Source organism: Nocardioides sp. YJ-D4, from assembly GCF_054031495.1.
In genome coordinates, this window is sequence record NZ_CM132932.1 from 716,228 (window position 1) to 737,948 (window position 21,721).

Annotated in this window: 23 protein-coding genes; 15 read left to right on the forward strand and 8 right to left on the reverse strand. The window is 65.6% G+C overall.

Annotated elements, in window-relative coordinates; all coding sequences use genetic code 11:
* Positions 1-93 precede the first annotated feature (93 nt).
* Both ACW14X_RS03445 and ACW14X_RS03450 read right to left on the reverse strand, forming a co-directional pair.
* Complete coding sequence (locus ACW14X_RS03445; RefSeq protein ID WP_457164727.1) at positions 94-2,928, reverse strand: ATP-binding protein; 2,835 nt, start codon at positions 2,926-2,928, stop codon at positions 94-96.
* 59 nt (positions 2,929-2,987) lie between these two features.
* Complete coding sequence (locus tag ACW14X_RS03450; RefSeq protein WP_457164728.1) at positions 2,988-3,701, reverse strand: TetR/AcrR family transcriptional regulator; 714 nt, start codon at positions 3,699-3,701, stop codon at positions 2,988-2,990.
* 194 nt (positions 3,702-3,895) lie between these two features.
* Here ACW14X_RS03450 and ACW14X_RS03455 point away from each other — a divergent pair, with 194 nt between their 5' ends.
* On the forward strand, positions 3,896-5,125 hold the full coding sequence (locus tag ACW14X_RS03455; RefSeq protein ID WP_457164729.1) for a hypothetical protein: 1,230 nt from the start codon (positions 3,896-3,898) through the stop codon (positions 5,123-5,125).
* A gap of 17 nt (positions 5,126-5,142) precedes the next feature.
* Here ACW14X_RS03455 and ACW14X_RS03460 read toward each other — a convergent pair whose 3' ends face one another.
* From ACW14X_RS03460 to ACW14X_RS03470, 3 genes are all read right to left on the reverse strand, one after another.
* Positions 5,143-5,772, reverse strand: a complete 630-nt coding sequence (locus ACW14X_RS03460) for a hypothetical protein (protein ID WP_457164730.1) — start codon at positions 5,770-5,772, stop codon at positions 5,143-5,145.
* A gap of 181 nt (positions 5,773-5,953) precedes the next feature.
* On the reverse strand, positions 5,954-6,331 hold the full coding sequence (locus ACW14X_RS03465; RefSeq protein ID WP_457164731.1) for a nitroreductase family deazaflavin-dependent oxidoreductase: 378 nt from the start codon (positions 6,329-6,331) through the stop codon (positions 5,954-5,956).
* 1 nt (position 6,332) lies between these two features.
* Positions 6,333-6,788, reverse strand: coding sequence for a nitroreductase family deazaflavin-dependent oxidoreductase (locus ACW14X_RS03470; protein WP_457166041.1), 456 nt, complete (start codon positions 6,786-6,788; stop codon positions 6,333-6,335).
* 79 nt (positions 6,789-6,867) lie between these two features.
* On the opposite strand from ACW14X_RS03470, the gene ACW14X_RS03475 reads away from it, so the two are divergent.
* The 6 genes from ACW14X_RS03475 to ACW14X_RS03500 all read left to right on the forward strand — a co-directional run bounded on the left by ACW14X_RS03475 (position 6,868) and on the right by ACW14X_RS03500 (position 11,486).
* A complete protein-coding gene (locus ACW14X_RS03475) occupies positions 6,868-7,251 on the forward strand; it encodes an MmcQ/YjbR family DNA-binding protein (RefSeq protein WP_457164732.1) in 384 nt (127 codons plus the stop codon).
* 260 nt (positions 7,252-7,511) lie between these two features.
* Positions 7,512-7,901 (forward strand): putative glycolipid-binding domain-containing protein, encoded by a 390-nt coding sequence (locus ACW14X_RS03480; RefSeq protein WP_457166042.1) that lies wholly within the window; start codon positions 7,512-7,514, stop codon positions 7,899-7,901.
* Between the two features lie 125 nt (positions 7,902-8,026).
* A complete protein-coding gene (locus ACW14X_RS03485; protein WP_457164733.1) occupies positions 8,027-8,437 on the forward strand; it encodes an MmcQ/YjbR family DNA-binding protein in 411 nt (136 codons plus the stop codon).
* Between the two features lie 156 nt (positions 8,438-8,593).
* Complete coding sequence (locus tag ACW14X_RS03490) at positions 8,594-9,559, forward strand: IS481 family transposase (protein ID WP_457162611.1); 966 nt, start codon at positions 8,594-8,596, stop codon at positions 9,557-9,559.
* 162 nt (positions 9,560-9,721) lie between these two features.
* Entirely contained in the window at positions 9,722-10,612 is an 891-nt protein-coding gene (locus ACW14X_RS03495) for a phosphotransferase family protein (RefSeq protein WP_457164734.1), read from the forward strand.
* A 151-nt stretch (positions 10,613-10,763) separates the two neighbouring features.
* A complete protein-coding gene (locus ACW14X_RS03500; RefSeq protein WP_457164735.1) occupies positions 10,764-11,486 on the forward strand; it encodes a TetR/AcrR family transcriptional regulator in 723 nt (240 codons plus the stop codon).
* Between the two features lie 201 nt (positions 11,487-11,687).
* On the opposite strand, the gene ACW14X_RS03505 is transcribed toward ACW14X_RS03500, so the two are convergent.
* Entirely contained in the window at positions 11,688-12,299 is a 612-nt protein-coding gene (locus ACW14X_RS03505; RefSeq protein WP_457164736.1) for an RloB family protein, read from the reverse strand.
* Positions 12,299-13,660, reverse strand: coding sequence for an AAA family ATPase (locus ACW14X_RS03510; protein ID WP_457164737.1), 1,362 nt, complete (start codon positions 13,658-13,660; stop codon positions 12,299-12,301). Before ACW14X_RS03510 ends, ACW14X_RS03505 begins: the two co-directional genes overlap by 1 nt.
* Positions 13,661-14,013: 353 nt before the next feature.
* On the opposite strand from ACW14X_RS03510, the gene ACW14X_RS03515 reads away from it, so the two are divergent.
* The 8 genes from ACW14X_RS03515 (at position 14,014) to ACW14X_RS03550 (ending at position 21,317) form a co-directional block, all read left to right on the forward strand.
* On the forward strand, positions 14,014-15,015 hold the full coding sequence (locus ACW14X_RS03515; RefSeq protein WP_457164738.1) for a CBASS oligonucleotide cyclase: 1,002 nt from the start codon (positions 14,014-14,016) through the stop codon (positions 15,013-15,015).
* A gap of 1 nt (position 15,016) precedes the next feature.
* Positions 15,017-15,520: an HORMA-1 domain-containing protein gene (locus ACW14X_RS03520; RefSeq protein ID WP_457164739.1), complete on the forward strand. Its 504-nt coding sequence runs from the start codon at positions 15,017-15,019 to the stop codon at positions 15,518-15,520.
* 73 nt (positions 15,521-15,593) lie between these two features.
* Entirely contained in the window at positions 15,594-16,538 is a 945-nt protein-coding gene (locus ACW14X_RS03525; protein WP_457164740.1) for an AAA family ATPase, read from the forward strand.
* Positions 16,535-17,311, forward strand: coding sequence for a DUF6602 domain-containing protein (locus tag ACW14X_RS03530; RefSeq protein ID WP_457164741.1), 777 nt, complete (start codon positions 16,535-16,537; stop codon positions 17,309-17,311). Before ACW14X_RS03525 ends, ACW14X_RS03530 begins: the two co-directional genes overlap by 4 nt.
* Positions 17,312-17,678: 367 nt before the next feature.
* Positions 17,679-20,192: an ATP-dependent helicase HrpB gene (gene hrpB / locus ACW14X_RS03535; protein ID WP_457164742.1), complete on the forward strand. Its 2,514-nt coding sequence runs from the start codon at positions 17,679-17,681 to the stop codon at positions 20,190-20,192.
* Positions 20,193-20,254: 62 nt separating this feature from the next.
* On the forward strand, positions 20,255-20,842 hold the full coding sequence (locus ACW14X_RS03540; RefSeq protein ID WP_457164743.1) for a hypothetical protein: 588 nt from the start codon (positions 20,255-20,257) through the stop codon (positions 20,840-20,842).
* Positions 20,839-21,036 (forward strand): hypothetical protein, encoded by a 198-nt coding sequence (locus ACW14X_RS03545; protein WP_457164744.1) that lies wholly within the window; start codon positions 20,839-20,841, stop codon positions 21,034-21,036. The genes ACW14X_RS03540 and ACW14X_RS03545 overlap by 4 nt, the downstream gene beginning before the upstream one ends.
* A gap of 2 nt (positions 21,037-21,038) precedes the next feature.
* Entirely contained in the window at positions 21,039-21,317 is a 279-nt protein-coding gene (locus tag ACW14X_RS03550; protein ID WP_457164745.1) for a GNAT family N-acetyltransferase, read from the forward strand.
* Positions 21,318-21,483: 166 nt separating this feature from the next.
* Here the strand turns inward: ACW14X_RS03550 and ACW14X_RS03555 are convergent, their stop codons facing one another.
* Complete coding sequence (locus ACW14X_RS03555; protein ID WP_457164746.1) at positions 21,484-21,720, reverse strand: hypothetical protein; 237 nt, start codon at positions 21,718-21,720, stop codon at positions 21,484-21,486.
* Position 21,721 lies beyond the last annotated feature (1 nt).

Genomic DNA, 21,721 nt, shown 5'->3' on the forward strand with positions numbered 1-21,721 from the left:
GCCCCGGTTCCCACCGGTCGAGATACGGCACGTGTCGCATGGCGGGCAAACCGCCCCAGATAGCTCGATTCTTAACCGGCGGGCCTCGGGGAGTTAAAGGCCGATCGCGGCTTTCAGGGCAGCCGACGCAATCGGCGTACCAATCGCGTTGGCAGTGTCCCAGGCCCATCGCCCTGCCTTCATCAACGCGTTCTGAAGAACTGATTGGTCGTTGGCGCCAGCTGCCATCTCAGCCCGGGCAATCTCGGCTATCGCCATGTCCTCCTCTGGAGCCACAGCGCGGGCACGCATCGCCTGTCTCAACGTTCCGAGTTCCGCTGCGAGATTTGCCATTTGTTCTGGATTTAGGCCCGCCACGTATTGATTGAAGGTGTTGCCGGAGGCAACAGCTCCTGGCCCCACCGCTCCCGCCTGACCTGAAACGTTATATGAATCGTTCGACATGATTAGGTTTCCTTCTATGTTGAGTAGCAGAGTTCGTGACTGGAAGACTTCGGTTAGTTCATCAACGACTTCAGAACCGGCATTTAGCGTCGGGAGTTGAATTTCGCGAAGGCTCACTGAGTTGCGGTTCGGACCTTGTTCGGGAAGCCGAACTAGGTCGACCCGTAGTCCGGTCAGGCTCGCCGGGAGGCGTGGAAAGTAGAAGGCAGGGTACGACTCAAGGCGACTCGGGATCCGGTCCCACACCTTGAACCAAAGCGACGGATCGCTCGCTTCAGAAAGAGTCAACTGCCGATCTACAGCCCCGGCCATCTCCTCTGCGTATAGATCGGCGCGTCGGGCGCAAAGAGCGATCAACGCACGCAGCCAAGCAGTGGAACGATTCTGGGGAATCCGTTCCCCTGTGACGACAGCTTCCGCGGCTGCCACCTCACCTGAGCACAGTAACGAAAAGGCCCTCTGGGCCGTCAACGCGGGAGAGTTGGCAGAACGGGCCACATCGGCGGCCGCCGCCCATGCCCCGATTCCTTGAAGTCGTAAGACTTCGCACAGCACCTGAAGACTTTCACCCCAAGCGTTGTCGGCGGCCACCTCACGGATATCACTTAATCTCTTGTCCCGGTTTGTGCTCACAGCAGCGATGAACGCCGCTTCCTCGAGCAATCTCCACGAGTTCGCATCCGTTGCACCGCCGAGGCGCTCGTAGCCACCCAGGAGCAATTCGATTGCCTCATCGCGGCGGCGATTCCTCGACAACGTGAACGAGGACAACGCGTAGAGGAGTCGCTGATCCTTTGCGGGAACCTCCATAAGGCCGCGATCGAGCCATGCGAGCGCATCTCTGTCGTAGATCGGCCGCTCCAGCGAGACAAGATGCGCAGCAAAGCGGTAAAAGACCTGCCACCTGCTTCCCTCCGCAACCGCTAGAACCGCTTGCTCGGCGACGGTTCTACCGACGGAAAGCCCCTCCAGCGAGATCGCGAGGTCAAGCCGGGTATTCCAGCAGTAGACATCCTTCGACTCGCGCGAGGCCAACGTCAACTGTCGGATGGCGAGACGGGAATCATCGGTTCCAGCGCGCTCGAGTAGCAGGCGCGCCAAGTTGATCCGCAGGTGCGCGTATCCTCGATCCTCATGCGTCAAGGCCGCAAGCAAAGTCGCTAGCAACTGCCTTCTAGCTCCAGGATCCTTTGGCAGAGATTTCGCGCTGCGATACTGTAGCGCAAGTTCTCTACGGTAGTCGGATGCTAGATTTTCGAACTCGGAGTCAGCCCCCGCGGTAAGCAGGTGGTACCTCGCTTCGACGAATGACTCACCCGCTTGAGCGAGGCTTAGCCGCGCCGTTCCGCGGCGCAGTCGCCGAACAAAATGCTCGGCGGCAGCCTGATGAGCATTGTGTTCGCGACGCGGATTCTGTGACAGACGCGCTCGCGCCAGTCTCCTCATGACGGGATGGAGTGCGAAGTAGCCTACATGGAACTCCATGAGGTACCGGCTCTGCAACGTCGACTGCGCCTGGCTTAGTTCTGCGACTACACGGTCGAGACGTTCGATCGCATCCTTGCGGAACGGCTTTCTATACACGGAGAGGAGTTCAAGTAGCAGCAGGGAGTTACCTGCCAACTGGTCAAGCGTCCGTGTCAGAAAGTACGTTTCGAGACGTTGGATCAATTGAGGCGAGACGATCTCATCTCGAAGTAGCCATGCGTCAGGCTCGATCTCAATCAGGGATTCGAGGGGTTCGTCGCCCAAGCATGCGACTAGGGCACGTAAGGCACGCGGGTTGCCGCCGAGCCAGCGCACGACGTCCGGCCGCAGACTTTCGGGGATATCGGCCTCTCTGCCCGTGTCACGCAGAAGAGCTTCTAGCAACACCAAGGCTTCGCTCTCCGGCGGAGCTTGCAGAACGATCCGTCGGCATTTATCCAACCACTCACCATCGGCGGGCGCCTGATTCGTGATGAGCATAAGGCGTCCGGCGTTGCTCTGATCCACTAGATCGACAAGACGCCTCAGGTCTGCCGACGGAAGCCGCGTCACTGGGTCCTGCAGATGCTGCGCATCATCTAGGACCAAGAGAGCCCCGGTACGCATCACAGCACGGAGTCCTACGACAAAATCGAAGTCCTCTCGGTCTGACATCGTGGAATTACCGAGCTCGTCCAGGTGCATAGCCACCTCGAGCAGAAGGTCTTCGAGACCCAGCGTGTCCGGGCCGACCTCCACTCGAACTGCAACGCCGGGCCAAGACTGCACCAGATCGCGTCCTAGACGGCTCTTTCCTACACCGCTGAAACCCTCGATGAAGACAATCGCCGGCCCCTCAGCGGGCCACACTTCCTTAAGCCAGGTCGCAACGGACCCCGTGTCGGTCGACAAACCCACCCCCTTGATGACCTCCGAGCGTCGACCCACCCTAAAGCGTTCTGCGGCCTCCAGTTGGAAGATCAGCACAACTTCCTGAGGGGATGCCCCGAAGTGCACGCGCCGTTCCAGCGAAGAGCTCGCCCGCGGGGTCGGCGCCCGCAACTTCCACCCGTTCGTTACGCCCGCCGCTCCTGTCCAAACCCCGGCAGGAGCTCGTCGGCCGTAGCCCCTGCACGGGCGATCCTCTCCGCGGGCACTCCGCAGATCCGCAGACAGGCGGCGGCGACCGCCTGCGCATGAGAACCGGTGACCTCGTCACCGCGGGATCGGATCCGGATCACCACCTCGACCACCTGGACCAGCAGTCCACCCAGCTGGCTCACGCCCACCGTCCCGGCGACCGGGCCGCTGACGACGTCGGCACCGAGCCGACCGTACGCAGCAGTCAGCTCCTGCAGCGCAGGCTCGAACTCCTCGAAGACCTCGCTGGTCCGGACATCGGGCATCCGATAGAGCTTCCCGATGTTCTGCGGCACCGTCGCGAGGGTGTCCGCGTCGATCAGCGCGAGCAGATAGAGCGCCGCCTCCGGGACGTCGGCCGGACACTCCAGCTCGATCCGCTCGACCTTCTCGAGGCTCGGCCGCACCGAGAGCTCGAGGAGTTCAGCGAGGATGCCGGGCTTGCCTTCGAAGTGGTAGTACAGCGACGCCTGCCGGATGCCGACCTTCTCCGCGATGTCCCGCGTCGAGGTCGCCGCGAACCCCCGGTTCACGAAGAGCTCTGCGGCCGCCTGGAGGATCTCGTCGCGAGGGGCACGTGCGCTGGCCACCCGAGGGATCACCCGAGGCCGACCCGGTCGGGTTGCGGTGGCGAGCGCGTAGTGGCTCATCGCGATCCTTTCGTCCGAAGTCGTGTTTCACTCACGATGACCGTGGACGACCGCGGGCAGGAGAGAGCAGCCGGGGAGCATCGCCGGTGATCCCAGTGGTCCCCCCGCTGCTCGGTCTTCGTTGTTAGGTTTGTGCGAGTCGTCCTGTCGCCTCGGGAGCGCATGACGAGACACCGAACGCACCGGGAGGCCGGATGGCTGAGCAGTGGCACGAGAGGCTCGTACGTCTTCAGGCCGCCAAGGGCTGGAGCAACCGGGAGACCGCGATGCACTACATCGCCCTGTCGCCCTTCCACGAGGAGACTCAGCTCGACTCCGTGCTCGCGATGTTCAAGCGCTACCGGCGTGGAGAGATCGCCAATCCGTCGCCCGAGACCCAGCAGGCGATCGCCGCGATGTTCGACCTGCCGGTCGCCGACTTCTTCGCCCAGCGCCCGCTCGCGAACCAGAACGTCCCGGACCGACTCAGCCCGACCGAGTTCACCGACCTGGTCGCCGCGCTGCGTATGCCAAAGGTGGGCGAGGCGCATCTCGCACAGGCCGAGGCTGAGGTCGAACGCCTGTGCACCGCCTACTCAGCCCAGGATGCCCGCTCGTTGACCATCGAGGTCGACGACTGGCTGAAGGAGCTCGCCTCTCTCGTGCACGAAGGGCGGGTGTCGCTCGCCGGCCACGAGCGGGTCATCCACCTCACCGGCTGGTTGTCGCTGCTCCGGGCATGCCTGATGTGGGACCAGGGCGACGAGCAGGCCACGCATCAGGCACGGGTCGCCGCCGAAGGCTTCGCCGCAGACCTGGGCGACAACGTGATGGCCGCTTGGACGTGGGAGATCCGGGCGTGGATGGCGCTGACCCAAGGCGACATGCCCAACGTGATCGCGGCCGCCGATGCCGGTATCCGCTGCGCTCCCAACGCCTCAGTGGCCGCCCAGCTCCATGCGCAGAAGGCCAAGGCGTACGCACGGATGAAGGACAGCCACAAGACCGAGGTCGCACTCGATCGAGTCCGCGAGGTCCTCGACAGCAACGACCTGCCATCGAACGTACGCAACCACTTCAACGTCGACCCGACCAAGGCCTCCTTCTACGCGATGGACGCCTACCGCACCCTGCACGGCCGCGAACGCATGGCCGACGCCATGGCAGACACCGTCATCGCCACCAGCACCCGCCCCGACGGCACCGTGATCAGTCCGATGCGACTCGCCGAGGCGCAGTTGACCAAGGCCGTCCTGGCCGCTCGCGACGGCAGCCCGGTCACCGCGCTCGAGCTCGCCGGCGCCGCCTTGAACCACGAGCGACGGTCTCAACCCAGCCTTCTGCTCGTCGCCAGCGAGGTTGCTCACGAGCTGGAGTACCGCTCCCCCGCCGACGGCGCCGACTTCCGCAACCACCTACGCGCACTCAGCGCGCCGGGGGCGTAGATCCGCAGCCCGCGAAGTCACCAGTGCTCGTTGCACGCCTGGATGTGTAGTTCTGATTGTGCATTGCGCTTGGCGGGATAGCGCCAGCGGTCGCCGATGTCGATCTCGGCGCAGCAATGAGTCTGGGGGTTCTCGTGGAGGTGTGCCGGGCACTCCTCGGCCAACCGTCGAATCTCGTTTGCCCGAAGGTCGAAGGCCCGCTGGCTTCCGACAACGAACAGCGTGTCCGCTGCCACGCGCCAATCGAGTCGGTCCTTGAACTCGCGGTGCGACTCCTGGCGGTGTTCCTCACCCGAGAACCTCGGGAATCCATCTTCCGGGAGCGTGATCTTGTGGGGTCGTCCCTTGCCTAAGCCGCCACGCACCCGCTTCCAGCGCGAAACCGGAAAGGCCAAGGTGTGGTGCAGCAGCACGAGGTCGAGGCGGCCCCCGTTGTACTCCTGCCCGCATAGTGCCGGGCTAGATCGGAGCGGCAAATAGATCAGCGAGTGCCGAGACCGGGCGGCGAGCCACCAGGCCGCCGCCAGATCGAGCGACGCGCGCTTGTCTGCTGACAGATGCCAGCCGTGGTATCCACCGTGCAAGGACGCGTGCGCCGGGGTCTTCGCGGGCTGCACCACGCGATAGGTCTCTGCGCCGAGAGACACGTGACTCAGTGTCGTGCGCCAGGTCTGGCCCGCAAGCTTCAATGCGCCACTCCCCTCCCGTTCAACGCGCAGGAGAACTGTAGGGGGCACTCCGACCTCGCCACGACTGAGTTTCAGCCGGTTTCGGCCGATCACGCTCGACGAGCACACGCCACCGGCGGCACCGTCCGGAGCAGGATGATCAGGCCGTACGCAGCAGCCTGAACTCGCGCCGTTGCAGCACCTGCAGAACCAGCTTGGCGGGATAGCCGAAGGCGTCGCGTCCGGCCTCGGATGGGTAGGGCTCGATCGCGGAGACCCGGTGCCACTTCCCGTCCACGAACACCTCACAGCCGCCGGCGGCGACGATGTTGCGGTACCAGTTGACGTCCTCGCCGTACGTCAGCTCCGCGATGAAACCTTCCGGCGCCTGCGCGAGCATGATCGGCGTCTCGTACGTCTTCCCCGACTTCCGGCCCACGTGACGCACGAGCGAGAACGGCCCGTGTCCGGAACGAGCGACCCGCGTCGTCACCCTGTTGAGCGTGTTCTTCATCAACCACAGCCACTTGCGACGCATCTCAGTCTCCTATGAGTCTCAGGTTCACCATCGGCAGTCCCTCGACCTCGTGACCAACCGCCGTCTCGATCGCACCGCGCAGGCGCCGCCAGGCCTTCGGGTGGGCCTCCTGATAGCGACCCAGCACCGCAGCGGACTCCTGCTCCGAGAGTAACGTCGCCTGAGCCGCGACGCTCGTACGCTTCCCGATGCTGACGCGACATGCAGGCTCGGCCAGGAGGTTCCGGTACCACTGCGCCCCGGTGCCGAAGCCGCTCACCACCACGATCTCGTCCGCAGTCGGCCGCTCGACGACCTCGAGACAGACATATCGCGGGACCCCTGATCGGCGGCCGATGTGCTCGAGCATCAACATCCGGGATCCGAGGAGCCACCCGGCCCGGTGTCGATAGAGCCAGATCGGCGCGCGTACGACAGCGCGGGTCCGCAACAGCCGGGACACGACCGAGTCGACCATGGAACTCACCGAACCGACCTTACTCACCGGCTCGGCCGATCCACCCCGATCGAGCAGCGCCACGAACTACGCTCCAAGCATGGCAACGCTCCAAGACGTGGCTCGGATCATCGGCGAGCTGCCCGAGGTCGCCGAGGGCGAGCGTCACGGGCACCCGACCTGGTCCGTACGCGGCAAGGGCTTCGCCTGGCTCCGCCGGTACAGCAAGGCCGACCTCAAGCGCTTCGGCGACCAGACCCCGCCCGCACCGCCGATCCTCGCGGTCAACACCGCCGACCTGCACGAGAAGGAAGGCGTCCTCGCCGCCGGCATCGACGGCGTCTTCACCATCGAGCACTTCAACAACTACCCCGCCGTGCTCATCGAGCTCAGCGTCATCGACCCCGGAGACCTCCGCGACCTGCTGGTCGACGCCTGGCTCGCCGCCGCCCCAGCTGAGCTGGTCGAAGGATTCGACGGCTGAAGCTCTGACTCGCCGAGATCGCGTGCGTGACGGGGCGAGACGTACCGCCCACAAGATGGGCCACCTCGCTTGGACGTGTGCTGGTTTACTCCCGACATGGCATACGAGGAGATCCCGCCGTTCGCTGCGTGGCAGTTCGTCGACGCCGTCGACGGGTTCGAGGTCGTCTATCGAGACGCCTCCGGCATCCGTGGATACACCTCAGCCGTCGAGGCGGGCCAGGCCTACGCGGTCCACTATGAGATCTCGGTTGACGCCCTCTGGCGTACGCGCGAAGTCCCGTCCACAATGACACCGCTCGCGGGCGACGGTCCACGGTACTCGTCTCGGACGGCAAAGGTTCCTGGACCGTCGATGGCCGGTCGGCGCCCGAGCTCGACGGGCTCTACGACGTCGACCTCGAGGCCTCTGCCTGCACCAACACCCTTCCCGTCCACCGGCTGGACCTGCCGCTAGGCGACGTCGCCACCGCGCCCGCCGCCTACGTCCAGGCACTTGACCTGCAGGTCAGACGCCTCGACCAGTCCTACCGACGCCTCGACGACCACCGGTTCGACTACCACTCCGAAGGCGGTTTCAACGCCGTGTTGGTGTACGACAAGTATGGGCTCGTCCTCGACTACCCCGGGATCGCGACGCGCTTCGCCTGAGAGACGAACCGTCCTGGGCACACGGGCCGAGCACACAGCTCCAGACTGCTCTCTCGTTCCGCACAGGTCGCGTCGCGAGGACCTACCCACGCCGTCATCCGCGCAGTCGCTGACAGACTTGCGGCATGTCCCGGCCGCCGCGCATCGAGCCCGCCACCGACGTAGTCGCCAAGGTTGCGTCGACCGCGTTGTCGCTTCCCGACGCCTACGAGGAGGATGCCTGGACCGGCGTCAGGTGGCGAGTCAGGAAGAAGACCTTCGCTCACGTCCTGGTCGCCCAAGAGGGGTACACGTCGGCGTACCGCGATATGACCGGGGTGACCGAGCCCACGACGGTGCTGACCTTCCGATCCTCCGGCGACGAACTGCTGGCCCTGGTCCACGCCGGGCCACCGTTCTACCAGCCTCCGTGGTCGCCCACCGTCGTCGGCATGGTGCTCGACGGCGATACAGACTGGGAAGAGGTGGCCGAGCTGGTGACCGAGAGTTACCGGTTCTGCGCTCCTCAGAAGCTGAGGCACCGGCTGGATCGATGATCGTGCCGTCCGTAGGGCGAGCGTCAGCGCCACTCCTCCCCCGGCTAGTTGTACCCGGCCATGAGGTTGGTAGCAGAGGCGCGTTGTCGTTGACGTAGGTAGAGCCCCCGAGTGGGGTGTGGCTTGTCGAAGGCCCACATCCACCCGGGAGGCTCTGTGTCCCACCGTAACGCCCGTCTGACCGTCCACGGCCGCATGCTGATCGTTCAACGCGATCAGGCCGGCTGGAAGCAGGCCCACATCGCTGCCGCGATGGGGGTCTCCCGCAAGTGTGTGCGGACCTGGATCGAGCGCTATGCCGCCGAAGGCGAGGCCGGTCTGGAGACACGTTCGTCGCGGCCGCACCGTATGCCTACGCGCACCAGCCCCGAGGTCGAGCAGAAGGTCCTCGCAGCACGAGCTGAGCACCGCGAGGGCCAGGACGTGCTCGGTCCCAGGGTCGGGGTTCCGCCCCGGACCGTGGCACGGATCCTGCGGCGCCACGGCGTGCCCTACCTGCGCGAGTGCGACCCGATGACCGGTGAAGTGATCCGGTCCTCGAAGCAGACCGCACAACGCTACGAGCGCGAACGGCCCGGCGAGCTGGTCCACATGGACGTCAAGAAGCTCGGCAAGATCCCCGACGGCGGGGGCTGGCGGGCCCAAGGACAGACACGCGAGAACCACCAGTCCCGCGTCGACAAGAAGCCCATCGGCTACGACTACGTGCACTCACTCGTCGACGACCACTCGCGGCTGGCCTATTCAGAGATCCTTCCCGACGAGAAGGGCGAGACCTGCGCGGCGTTCCTGGAGCGGGCCGCGGCCTACTTCGCCGCCAAGGGCATCACCCGGCTCGAGCGGGTGATGACCGACAACGCCTTCGCCTACCGGTACTCCAACGACGTCAAGCGCGTGTGCGCTGCGCTGGGCGCGAAGCAGAAGTTCATTAAGCCCCACTGCCCATGGCAGAACGGGAAGGTGGAGCGCCTCAACCGCACGCTGGCCACCGAGTGGGCCTACCGCCAGACCTACACCAGCAACGCCGCCCGAGCAGCCGCCCTTGCACCCTGGCTCGAGCACTACAACACTGTGCGCCACCACAGCTCACTCGGACGCCTGCCACCGATCAGCCGCCTGTGACCAACGTGGTGGCCGGGTACAGCTAGTTCCTCCTGGGCCGCGTGCCCGATCACCCAAGTTGGGGGTCAGCCACGGCCGCGACCGGATCGTCCGCAGCACGAGACCTCCACCACGCAGCGACCAACGAGGCACGCACCAGATGAACCCGCTAGGAGGGCCACCGTGACAGCACCGACTACTAGTGACAACCTCGGAACGCTGCACCAGGCGGCTTCGCAAATTGGATTGAACACTGCGGGAGCCTGCCTGTTGAGGGACGGTTCCAACGCCATCTACCTTCTGCCGAACGCAGGGGTGGTGGCCCGCGTCGGCCGCTCCGGAACGGCCGAAGAGGCCGCCCGCCAGATGCAGATCGCTTCGTGGCTGTCTGCCAACGGGATAGACGCGAACCTCCCGATCGATGGATTGAGACTCGTCATTGTCGCCGGGAGGCCCGTGAGCTGGTGGACACCCATCGCGACCCATCGCCACGCAACACCTGCCGAGCTGGGCGCTGTGCTACGCAAGCTTCACGACCTACCAGCGCCGACCACCATCGACCTACCGAACCTCGACATGGTCGGGCATGTCGCTGAGCGCATCGAGTCTGCGAGCGGGATCTCCACCACCGACCGCGTCTGGCTTCAGGACCGACTCGCGAACCTGGGCACGGACCTGGCAACCACCGACATCCCCCATTCCCGACATGTCATCCACGGCGACGCTTGGCAAGGCAATCTGGTCGTGCCCGACAGCGGCTCACCTATCCTTCTCGACTTCGACAACGTCGCGATCGGACACCCAGCGTGGGACCTGATCCCCCTCGCCGTCGACCACGAAGACTTCGCCCGCATCGACAGCGACGACTACACCGCCTTCGTCACCGCCTACGGCGGCTACGACGTACGCGAAGAGCGCTGGTTCCGGACACTCGCAGACCTACAGGAATTGCGCTGGACCGCCTTCGTCGCAGACAAGGCAGCGCACAACGCCGACGCGGCGGCGGAGGTCTCTCACCGGCTCGCCTGCCTACGTGGCGAGATCCCCCGACCATGGAAGTGGGCTGCGTTCTGAACGGCGCAGATTGCCCTGACCTGCCCAATTGAGTGCCCTGCCAGCAAGTCCCTCACCGCGCGAGGGTGGTTTCAGGTCCTGGCCGTGTGGCCCCCGAACGTGCCACGCGGCTGGGACCACCAACGACACCCGCCAGTTGAGAGGTTCGTCCATGTCCTTCGCCATCCCCGTCTCCGAGACCTCAAGACGACGCGGCGTCGGGCGGCCACGGCACACCACCGTCGCGTCGACGCTGAGCCCGCGCGACCAGGTTCTCGACGCTGCAGGACGGCTCTTCGTCACCCGTGGGTTCGCCGCCACCTCGACCCGCGAGATCGCTGAGAAGGTTGGCATCCGCCAGGCGTCTCTCTACTACCACTTCGCTGGCAAGGACGAGATTCTCGCTGCTCTGCTCGCACGCACCCTGCGACCCACACTCGACCAGGTCGGCCAGATCCTCACCCTGACCGCCGACGACCCACGACCGACCGCGCTCTATCTGCTGGCGCTCATCGACATCAACACCCTCGCGACGGCACCCCACAACATCGGCCTACTGGCCCGCATCCCCGACGTGATGTCCTCACCCGCCGCCGAAGAGTACGCCGCGTGCCGGCGCGACCTGCTCTGCGCCTATCGCGACCTGGCCATCACGGTGATCGATTCGTCGAGGTCGGACGGCTTAGATCCCGATAGTCTCGGTGAACTGCTGCTGCAGCTCGTCGAGGCGGTGATCAGCATCCGGGCCAACGGCCGAAACGTAACCACCTCGGTCGCTCGCGCGATCGCCTCATCATGCCTACGCCTCTGCGGCGTAGCTTCCGACGCGCTCCTCGCCGCACAGTCGGTCGCTCAGGACCGACTCAACACCTTCGCCGCGACAAATCGGGTCTGACGTCGCAACCTCCAGACACACCGGCCGAGCACGTCAGGTCCGCCCACCATGGCCGCCCCACAGCGCCCAGTTTGATGCGGTCTAGTTGGCCTGCGCGACGAGCTGGCCACCAGGGACGGTGATGTTCACCGTTGAGAAGTCTCTCGCACAACACCCGTCTGCTTCCTTGGGCCGTCTCTTCTCAGGCGCGAGCGCTACCGTTCACGGGTTTCGAATCGCTTCGACTAAGCGCCAGACGCCGCTGCTAGGGTTACGGTCGTCTGCTGCGTTAGCATCGTGCATCTTGTCGAGCGCGATTGCTCGCCCCCGAGCCGTCTCATAGTTCCCGACCAGGAATTCAAGATGCTCGGAACCGAGCGTCTTGTCGATACCGGAACAGGCCTTGAGCGCACGCTGGACGTCGCGACGATGGTCCCATCTACGGTGATCCACGTAGTGAAGGTAAAGCCAGAGCTCAATGCACGGGTTCGAGATGGCTACCTCAATGTCGTGACTCGCCGCAAGCTCGATGGCTCGGGGAACATCTGGGTGCTCGTCGATGTCGAAGACGCACCAGAACTCGTCTGGCGCCCGCCCGCGCCCCCGCCGCTCTGCAGTTTCAGCTTTGTCCTTGTCGCGTACGGCTGCCTCAACCAGTTGCAATGGCCCGTGGCCGACAACCGCAAAATTGATGGCTACACGATCCCGATGCCTGCGGTGCCACTCGAAGATGTACTGGACCTCGGTCTTCTCGCCTTCGCTGAAGATCTCAATTGCATACTTCGCCCTAGCGGAACTGACTTTGCGGGTCGGTCGTCCAGAATTCGCGGCCATTAGCGAGTCGACTCAAGTCGCACGGCGCTCGCGAAGTCTCCCGGGGCGATGATGGGTACAGCCCCGTAGCGTCCTTCGAGGTATCGCTTGGCAACGGCTTCTTGACGGCGCGGATTCAAGTCCGACAGTGGGTACACGGAGGTGGAGCCGTCGTTTTCCTTCTCCGTGAACCAGACCTGATCGCGACCAATGGTTCGGTCACCAGACGCGTCGCCTAGCAGGTGGGCATCGTGGGAGTTAAACAGAAGTTGGGCTCGGTTCGGGTTCGACTCCGGATCCTGGAAGAGTCGAATCATGTGCTCGACGAGGACTGGATGAAGACTGGCGTCAAGTTCGTCGGCAAGGAGCACCGAGCCTTCGTCGAGAGCATCGATGATCGGCCCGGCGATACCGAGCCACACGGCAGTGCCAAGTGACTCTTCGTCGTGGGAGAAGCGAATGGCTTGACCATTCGCTCCACGGTGGACGAGCGCAACAAGGTTAGGAGCATCGCCAAGCCGGACCTCCGAGTCCGATCCTTCGTTCAGAATCGCAAGAACCTTCTCAAGCTTCTCGCGAAGCTCTTCGGGAAAGCCATCAAAGTCGATTTCCTCGGCGCCAATCACCCCGAGGTCGGCTGCGCGGAGCAACTTCAAAATGCGATCGCGGCGGCTCTCGTTCTCGAGTTGTTTTGCTGTGAACACTTGGCGCATGTCGCGGTTCGCTGCAGTCGCAAGCCGTAGATTGCGTCCGAACCAGTCGTAGAGAGGCTGGAGCTCGCTGCCCTTGAACGCGACGGCCGTGGAGAGTAAGAGAGCATTCGACCGCACGACTTCGGATGCTTTCACCGTGGAGCTCGCAGCCCCTGTGCCGAACTCAAAAGTGCCCGCGTCTCTAACAAAGATTCGCTGAACTCGACCCTTCGGGAATCGGTTGGCCCATTCCGAAATGATCCTGCGGTCATCCAAAACGAACCCGTACTGGTGCAATACGCCGTTAAGAATGACATCGATCTCGAATCGCGACGGCTGCTTCGAGCTTGCCTCATCGAGCCGGAACGGATACCTCTGCGTGTGGTTCTCGTTGGTCCAAGACCTGAACGACTGCAACACGATGGTTCGCATGTCATCCAACACTCGCAGGACGTTGCTCTTGCCTGAGGCGTTCGCCCCGAAGAAGCCCGCTGCGGGCAGAACTCCGATCTGGCTGGTCTTTGTCTGTCCCTCTCGCCACGCGACTGTACGGACGATCTCCTTCTCCGCCACTGCCGTCGCCACAAGAGAGACCTCGAACGGGTCGCGGAACGAACGAACGTTCTCAGCGCCGAAACGGACCAACACAGATGGGCCGACTGGGCGCGGCTCCTCGCCAACGTCATTCATGCGACAAGTTTCGCCGAAAACTTGCAAACTTTCAACTTACGATAGCTTGCGTCGGCGTCCGGCGGATCTCTGTGCCGATTTCTTGCATCGAGGATGCTATGCTTCGAACATGCTCGTTTCATCAGGATGTTGGAGCGAGCAGGCCGACTCCTCGGGGACAGGCCGGACAAAGCGAAGGCCCCGGCCAGAGCGAGTCTGAACCGGGGCCTACGTGCTACTTCGTGGTTGAAACAGCACTCTAGACCGTCTTGGCCGTCGCTGGGAGCTCTTCTCAAAACCCGGCCATGCGTTTCAGTCTCCTTCTGGCTGGTCCTTCGTGACACGCACGTCACGACAACCAAAGGAAACGTCCCTTGCACGAACAGATCTCCCACAAGGACCTGTCCGCCTTCGCGGTCGCCAAAGTCAACATCGACACGAACACGGCTCGGGCCCGCCGCGAGCAGGTTGCCCACCTTCGTAGGCGGCTGGAGAGTTACATCGCCGAACACCCGGACTACAACCTGGTCAAGATGCGTGGTTCAGGCAGTGTCGCGAAACACACCGCAATCAAGTCCAGTTCCGACACCGATGTTGCCGCGTATGTGCGTGCGTCAGCTGTCGGTGGCGTGAACGCGGACGAGACCGAGCTCTTGGAGTGGCTCCGGGACCGCTGCATGGAGGTGTACGGGGCGACTAAGGACGCCAGCGACTTCGAGATCTCACACCACGCCGTGGGTATCACGATGCACGGAACCGGCCTCAAGATCGACGTCGCCCCAGTTCTGTACGAGGGTGAGCCCGACGACCGGGGATACCTCGTCACACGCACCGGTGACCGCGTTCTCACCTCGGTGACGCTGCACAAGGAGTTCCTGAACAAGCGCCGCGCGCTGGCGGGGCCCGAGTACAAGCAATTCATCCGGCTGGTCAAGGCGTTCGTACACCGCGCCAAGGTCCAGGCAGCCGCCTCTGGCCCGGAACTGCGGTTCAAGTCCTTCCTGGTCGAGCTCATCGTCGCGCACCTGTGGGACAACGGCTGGCTGGGGAAGCCGTTCGCGATCACCGACTACCCGCGCGCCTTCGAGCAGTTCCTTGCCTACATCGTGATGACCGAACTCAAGGAGCGGATCGTCTTCTCCGACTACTACCCAGCGAGCGACATCGGCACCAGCTACGACGCCGTGCAGGTCTGGGACCCGGTCAACCCGGAGAACAACGTGACCCGTGGCTACACCGACTACGACCGCCAGCGCCTCGTCCAGCGATGCTCCGACGCGCTCGACCAGGTCAGCATTGCGTCGGCAGCGACCAGCAAGACCGCCGCCGTCTCCGCCTGGAAGACCCTGTTCGGCCCGACCTTCCCGGGGGTCTGACATGACCATCTCCTCCACACACTCCTCCACCTTCACGATCACCAACGCACGGGAGATCGCTGCCAGCGTTGGTGCAGACCTGCGCAACCTGTACTCCAAGTACGGCGACCCGAGCCCTAGCCGCATCGAGAGGTTTACCGAGGAGCTCGCGCTGTACCTGAAGGCCGGCTACCTGGACTTCGTACAGTTCGGGTTCCGCGACGGTGGCCGGTGGGTGCTCAAGCTGCAATACACGGCCGTTGCCGGCGGCTACCTCCGCAACGACACCCCGGGAGGACTGCCGAGCGCCATGGCAGTCGTCGGCTACGACTTCCACAGCTACCTCGAGCAGAACGCCGCGTTCTTCGATCTGTCGGCCGCGGACCGGGCTGCCTTCAAGGCGACGCTCCCCACGGACCGGACCCCGGGGACGGCGCCGACAGCGAACCGTGCGTCGACGACCACCGGAACGCAGTTCTCGAACAACGGTCGCGGCGTCGACCGCAGCGTCTACCTCGACATCTGACCAACCGCCAGCGTCGCCGATATGCCCACCTCGGCGACGCTGGCTCCTCCCACCTCTTCAGGAGCGAAACCTCATGCCCGACCAGACCAGCCTCTTTCACCCCGTCATCACTCTTCCTGACAACGTCCGTGCCGACCGCTACGCGCGGCTGGTCGGCCTCGACAGCGTCAAGACGCGGCTGCGGAAGGAGGCAGCGGTCCTCGCGGACCCGTCGTTGCTCGCCAAATGGGCGTCGAAGAACCACACCAAGGTAAAGGCCGACGACCAGTCGTTCAGCCTACTCAAGGATCGCGCGCCCCTCCTCCTGTTCGCCGGCGATGTCGGCTCCGGAAAGTCCGCGCTTGCCGAAAGTTTCGGGGGCGACTTGGCCGAGCACCTCGGAGTCGAGGTCGAGCTGTGGCGGCTCAAGCTGTCGACCCGCGGCTCGGGACATGTCGGCGAGATGACTGCTCTGATCAGCTCTGCCTTCGACGAGATCGCCAATGAAGCCAGGCTCGGGCGGCATTACAGCACGGGCAAGGTTTCGAAGGTCACGGTGATGGTGATGGACGAGGCCGACGCGCTCGTCCAGTCCCGCGAGGCAACCCAGATGCACCACGAGGACCGCGCGGGCGTTGACGCGTTCCTCGCAGCCATCGACAGCCTCGCGGGCTCCGGCATCCCGCTACTCGTCGTGATGTGCACCAACCGTCTCGAGGCACTGGACCCGGCGGTCAAGCGTCGCGCTGCGGCGACGTTCAACTTCGGCCGCCCGAACGAGGACCAGCGCCGGCAGGTTATCGCGATGGCGTTCGAGAACTACGAGCTCGACGACGACATCATAGAAAAGTTGGTCGTCGCGACTGGTCCTCAGGGCTCCGGCCGTCCCGGCTTCACGTACTCGGACCTGACCCAGCGACTCCTGCCAACAGCGATTCTCACCGCTTATCCTGATGAGCCCATCACCGCCGACCTGCTCATGTCGGTCGCCACGGACCTCGGCCCGACTGCGGCTTTCAACGACCAGGCGTCCGCATGACCGCCCCGCCCTTCAACATCGCCGCGGCGTTTCGTCGCAAGCAGGCGATGCTGCTCGAGTCGCACGCGTCGATTCGAGACGTCACGAGCCACCCGACTGCACTCGGTGATCATTCCGAAGTCGACTGGCTCGACGTTCTTCGTGGCTTCTTGCCAGAGCGATACATCGCCGGCCCGATCTTCGCCGTCGATGCCGATGGCGCCATGAGTCAGCAGATCGACGTTGCGGTCTACGACCGTCAGTACTCACCGCTGTGGTTCGGGTCGCACGGCGGCTATCGCTTCGTCCCGGTCGAGGCGGTCTACGCTGCCTTCGAGGTCAAGCCCGTCATTAACACAACCTACGTTGCGGCTGCACGCGAAAAGGTCGCGTCAGTTCGCCGCCTGCATCGGACCTCGGCTCCCATCAAGCACGCCGGCGGCGTGTATGCAGCAACCGACCCGCATTCCAAGCACATCATCGGCGGGCTCTTGGCAGCGACGACGTCGTGGGCGGGCCGGGAGGCGACGGTCTCCAAGCTTCACGAACATCTGCCAGCCGTCGGGCTGGACGACTCTCTCGACATCGGCATTGCGGTCGACACGATCGCATTCGACTACACCCCCGTCCCCGTCGAGCTTGGGAGCCGTGAAGAGGAGATCCCCCTGGAGTTCAGTACCGAGGCGGACCAGCTGATCCACTTCGGTATCCGCCTTTTCCGCCAACTTCAACAGCTCGGGACTGCGCTCGCCATCGACATGGGCGTCTACGAGTCTGCTCTCCGAGGTCGCTAGCTTCATGCGTCGGACAGACCTCGCTTGACCCCGGCCACAGTCGCGTAGATCTGGAGTTGGGTCATACCGCCGCCAGTGGGCGCACCAGCTGTGTCGAGGCTTGATGCGGTGGTAGACGGAAGTGCGGATGGCTGATGCTGCACCGATCGGCTGGAGCGCTGCGGACACCGGATAGCGACCGGCTGCGGACGCGACGAGCCTGGAGACACATGGCCCTTTCAGTACTGCTTCCCACATCCACCAGTCCCAGATCGTGACCTCCGATGCGATGCGTCGGACGATGGGCTCGTCTGCTCGGGCGTCGTCGTGGTGACAGCCCTCGGCGCCGACGCGACACCGGCCGAGGCACGTCAGGCACACTGCAGGAGTGTCCGACCCTCTGCGCAATCTGCTCGCCGCGCCGCCCGATCTCCCGGTCACCGCCGGCATGGCCGCTCTCGACCAGGCGCTTCGTGCCCGCGGAGTCGCGGTGGTCCACGCACCGCCGGGCACCGGCAAGACGACCTTGGTCCCGCCCGCGGTCGCCGAGGTCGTCGCCGGACGCGTCGTCGTGACGCAGCCCAGCCGCATCGCAGCCCGGGCCGCTGCCCGTCGGCTGGCACACCTGCTGGGCGAACCGGTTGGCGAGACGGTCGGGTACTCCGTGCGTGGAGACCGGCGCACCAGTCGGCGTACCCGTGTCGAGGTCGTCACGACCGGCCTGCTGCTCCGGCGGATCCAGCACGATCCCGAGCTGGTCGGCGTCGGGGCCGTCGTGCTCGACGAAGTGCACGAGCGCCACCTCGACGCCGACCTGACCTTGGCGCTGCTCATCGACGTCCGGGCCCACCTGCGTGAGGACCTGTCCCTGGTGGCGATGTCGGCCACCATCGAGGCCGAACGGACCGCCTCCCTGCTCGGTGGGGTCCACACCGCTCCGGTGATCCGCGTCCTGGGTGCGCTGCACCCGGTCCAAGCGGTCTGGTGCCCGCCGCCTGCGGGGGTGCGCCGCACCGACGACCGAGGCATCACCCCGGCCTTCCACGACCATGTCGCAGCGACCGTACGTCGTGCGCTCGTCGAGCACGAGGGTGACGTCCTGGTCTTCGTGCCGGGTGTCGCGGAGGTCGAGGCGACCGTACGTCGCCTTACCGGCGTGGACGCGGACGTGCACGCCCTGCACGGACGTCTGTCCGGCGCCGAGCAGGATCGTGCGCTCAGCGAAGGCCCGCGTCGACGAGTGATCGTCTCGACCGCGGTCGCCGAGTCGTCGCTGACGGTGCCTGGGGTACGCGTCGTGGTGGATGCCGGATTCTCGCGCGAGCCACGCACTGACCACCGACGCGGACTGGCTTCTCTGGTCACCGTCGCGGTGAGCCGGGCAGCGGCCGAGCAGCGGGCGGGTCGGGCCGGACGGCTGGGGCCGGGCGCCGTGCTGCGTTGTTGGTCCGAGGCGGAGCACGCGCATCTGGCCGCTCACCCGGAGCCCGAGATCGCGACCGCCGACCTGACGGCCTTCGCCCTGGAGGTGGCGTGCTGGGGCAGTGACGACGTGCACGACCTGGCGCTCCTCGACCAGCCACCGGCGCATGCGATGTCGGCGGCCAAGGAGGTGCTGGTGGATCTGGGGGCGATGACCGAGGACGGGAGGGCCACCTCGCGGGGCCGGGTGATCGCCGGCGTACCGGCCGATCCCAGGCTGGCGCGTGCCCTCATCGACGGGGCCGGTCTCGTCGGAGCCAGGCGAGCCGCAGAGGTGGTCGCGATGCTGAGCGAGGACGTGCGCGCTCCCGGCGGCGACCTGGTTGCTGCGCTCCGGTCGCTCCGTGCCGGACAGGGGGCAGGCTCGTGGCGCGGCCAGGTCGCCCGGTTGGAGAAGGTCGTCGGGAAGCAGGGCACCGACGGCCGAGCACTCACCGATGACGTGGCGGTGGGGCTGGTGGTGGCCCTGGCGCATCCGGACCGGATTGCGCGCAAGCGCTCGAGCTCCGCGAGCTACCTGATGGCGTCCGGGACGGGCGCGGCGCTCGATCCGCGTGCTGCGGGGCCCTTGGGCGGACTGGAGTGGCTCGCGGTCGGAGACGCGGAGCGGCGGCCCGGGCAACGTGAAGCCCGGATCCGAGCGGCGGCCCCGCTCACCGAGGACCTCGCGCTGGAGGCGGCGCCGTCCCTGTGGACCGAGGTGGACGAGGTCACCTGGACCGGAGGGCGGGTGCTGGCTCGCCGACGTACGCTGCTGGGCGCGATCGAGCTCCGCTCCGTACCGCTCAGCGATCCACCGGCCCACGCCGTGACCGACGCGATCCGAGAAGCCGTGGCGAGGGAGGGAATCGCTCTCCTCTCCTGGTCGGAGGCGGCCACGGCGCTGCGCGCCCGCCTCGACTTCCTGCACCGTGCGCTCGGTGACCCGTGGCCAGATGTGAGCGACGTGGCACTGACGCGGAACCTCCAGTCGTGGCTCGGGCCTCAGCTGGCGCGGGTTCGCTCGGCCCAGGATCTTCGTCGCGTCGACGTAGCCGCCGCGCTGCGGGCGATGGTGCCGTGGCCGCAGGCAGGCAGGCTCGACGATCTGGCTCCCGAGCGAGTGCAGGTCCCCAGTGGGTCGAGCGTGCGGATCGACTACTCCGCCGAACAACCGGTGCTCGCTGTGCGCATCCAAGAGGTCTTCGGCTGGACCGCAGCGCCGGTCCTGGCGGACGGCCGGGTCCCGCTCCTGCTGCATCTGCTCTCCCCCGCGCGACGCCCAGCAGCCGTCACGGCAGACCTGGGGTCCTTCTGGGACAACGGCTACCCCGGCGTACGTGCTGATCTGCGCGGGCGCTACCCCAAGCACGCCTGGCCGGAGGATCCCCGCAGCGCGCCGGCCACCACGCGTACGAACAATCCCCGCCCCCGAAGGTGAGCGGCGCGCCCCGCCCATAGACAGGAGCTGGCGCATCCAGCTCGCCGACAGGCGATAGCGTCTTGGGGTGGCCAGTTCTCGCCGATCCAGTGCTCGTCGCCGCGGCGGGCGTCCGCACCGGCGGGCCGCGACAACCGACGCGTCCGTTGCCGGCCGTCGGCCCGGGCGAGCGGCTGTGGGTGCTCGACGTCCCCTACGGCTCCCAGGTCGAGGGCGCCATCTGGCACCCGGGAGTCAAGACCCACCTGTACGTCGGGCACGCTCTGCCGGCGCACCTCGCGCCCTACGCGCCGGGTCCATACACGCTCGGTCGGTTCATCGAGAGCACCCTCAATCCCGACCTTCCGACGCAGAGCCTCGAGCCGACCGACGCCCTCGAGCCGCGGAAGATCCAGTACGAGGCTGCTGACGCCATCGCGGCGCGCGCTGCGGCGGGCGGGCGGCAGTTCCTGCTGGCCGATGAGCCCGGCGTGGGCAAGACGATCTCCGCGGTCCTCGGGGCGACAGCGGTCGGCGACCTCCGCGATGCGCGACGGTGGTCTCGAATGGGTCGTGATCACCTGGGACCGCCTGGAGAAGGTCAAAGATCAGGAACCGAGTCGCAATCTGGTGGCAGGACCGACAGGGTTGCTGTCAACTCGATGCCATGAACGTCGAGGTACGCACCATCGCCGCTGATGACTGGTCTCTCCTTCGCAACGTCAGCCTGCAGGCGCTGGCCGACTCACCCGACGCCTTCAGAACGACGCTCGCCGAGGCCCAGGCGCTCCCGGAGGACTTCTGGCGGCAGCGGGCCGAGGGGTCCGCACCGATCCTGGTGGTGCTGCAAGACGGCCGAGGGTAGCGATGGGTGGCGTCTTCACTCCCCCGAACAGCGCCGTCGCCTACATCTGGGGCATGTGGACGGCGCCCGACGCACGCGGCCGTGGGCACGCCGCCGGGCTCCTCACCGATCTCGTGAACTGGTGCCGCGACCGCGATCTCGGCGTACGTCTGCACGTGACCGAGGGCAACCAAGTCGCGCGCCGCCTCTATGTCGTCCACGGCTTCAAGTCGACCGGTGTGTGGGAACCGCTGCGGGAAGGGTCGGCGCTGCGGGTCGAGGAGCTACACCTAGCGACGTGACTTACGGCGACGCTCAGGACGAGGCGCCTCTGAGCGTGCACGCCCGGATCTGCCGCATTCCGCGCCGGCGGAACCTGCTTCACACCGCCGCTTGTCGGCGCGCTCGATGCGCCGGCTCCTACGGACCGGCGAGCGCCTTGCCTGAACGGGGCAGGGCGGCTGAGCGCTAGGAGTAGCGGTGGCTCTTTGCCTCGTGGCCCTGCTCGCGTGTGCAGGTGCGCCCGTTCATCGAACGGTGGCCACACAGCGCCTCGGCGGGCGAAGGTGGAGCAGCCGTCGTGGCGGCCTGGGCCTTCGCAGGTCGAAGCGCCGCCCTGGTCGGCGTCGAGTCGGCGGTCGACGCCTCTTGCCTTTCGCGATACCGGGCCTCGCGCATCGCCCGCATCGCGGCGTCCTTGCTCATC

Coding starts and splice junctions, on each gene's coding strand:
- ACW14X_RS03450 (WP_457164728.1), bottom strand. CDS start 3,701: ATGAGCCACTACGCGCTCGCCACCGCAACCCGACCGGGTCGGCCTCGG.
- ACW14X_RS03455 (WP_457164729.1), top strand. CDS start 3,896: ATGGCTGAGCAGTGGCACGAGAGGCTCGTACGTCTTCAGGCCGCCAAG.
- ACW14X_RS03465 (WP_457164731.1), bottom strand. CDS start 6,331: ATGCGTCGCAAGTGGCTGTGGTTGATGAAGAACACGCTCAACAGGGTG.
- ACW14X_RS03470 (WP_457166041.1), bottom strand. CDS start 6,788: ATGGTCGACTCGGTCGTGTCCCGGCTGTTGCGGACCCGCGCTGTCGTA.
- ACW14X_RS03475 (WP_457164732.1), top strand. CDS start 6,868: ATGGCAACGCTCCAAGACGTGGCTCGGATCATCGGCGAGCTGCCCGAG.
- ACW14X_RS03485 (WP_457164733.1), top strand. CDS start 8,027: ATGTCCCGGCCGCCGCGCATCGAGCCCGCCACCGACGTAGTCGCCAAG.
- ACW14X_RS03500 (WP_457164735.1), top strand. CDS start 10,764: ATGTCCTTCGCCATCCCCGTCTCCGAGACCTCAAGACGACGCGGCGTC.
- ACW14X_RS03505 (WP_457164736.1), bottom strand. CDS start 12,299: ATGGCCGCGAATTCTGGACGACCGACCCGCAAAGTCAGTTCCGCTAGG.
- ACW14X_RS03510 (WP_457164737.1), bottom strand. CDS start 13,660: ATGAATGACGTTGGCGAGGAGCCGCGCCCAGTCGGCCCATCTGTGTTG.
- ACW14X_RS03520 (WP_457164739.1), top strand. CDS start 15,017: ATGACCATCTCCTCCACACACTCCTCCACCTTCACGATCACCAACGCA.
- ACW14X_RS03525 (WP_457164740.1), top strand. CDS start 15,594: ATGCCCGACCAGACCAGCCTCTTTCACCCCGTCATCACTCTTCCTGAC.
- ACW14X_RS03530 (WP_457164741.1), top strand. CDS start 16,535: ATGACCGCCCCGCCCTTCAACATCGCCGCGGCGTTTCGTCGCAAGCAG.
- ACW14X_RS03545 (WP_457164744.1), top strand. CDS start 20,839: ATGAACGTCGAGGTACGCACCATCGCCGCTGATGACTGGTCTCTCCTT.
- ACW14X_RS03550 (WP_457164745.1), top strand. CDS start 21,039: ATGGGTGGCGTCTTCACTCCCCCGAACAGCGCCGTCGCCTACATCTGG.
- ACW14X_RS03555 (WP_457164746.1), bottom strand. CDS start 21,720: ATGAGCAAGGACGCCGCGATGCGGGCGATGCGCGAGGCCCGGTATCGC.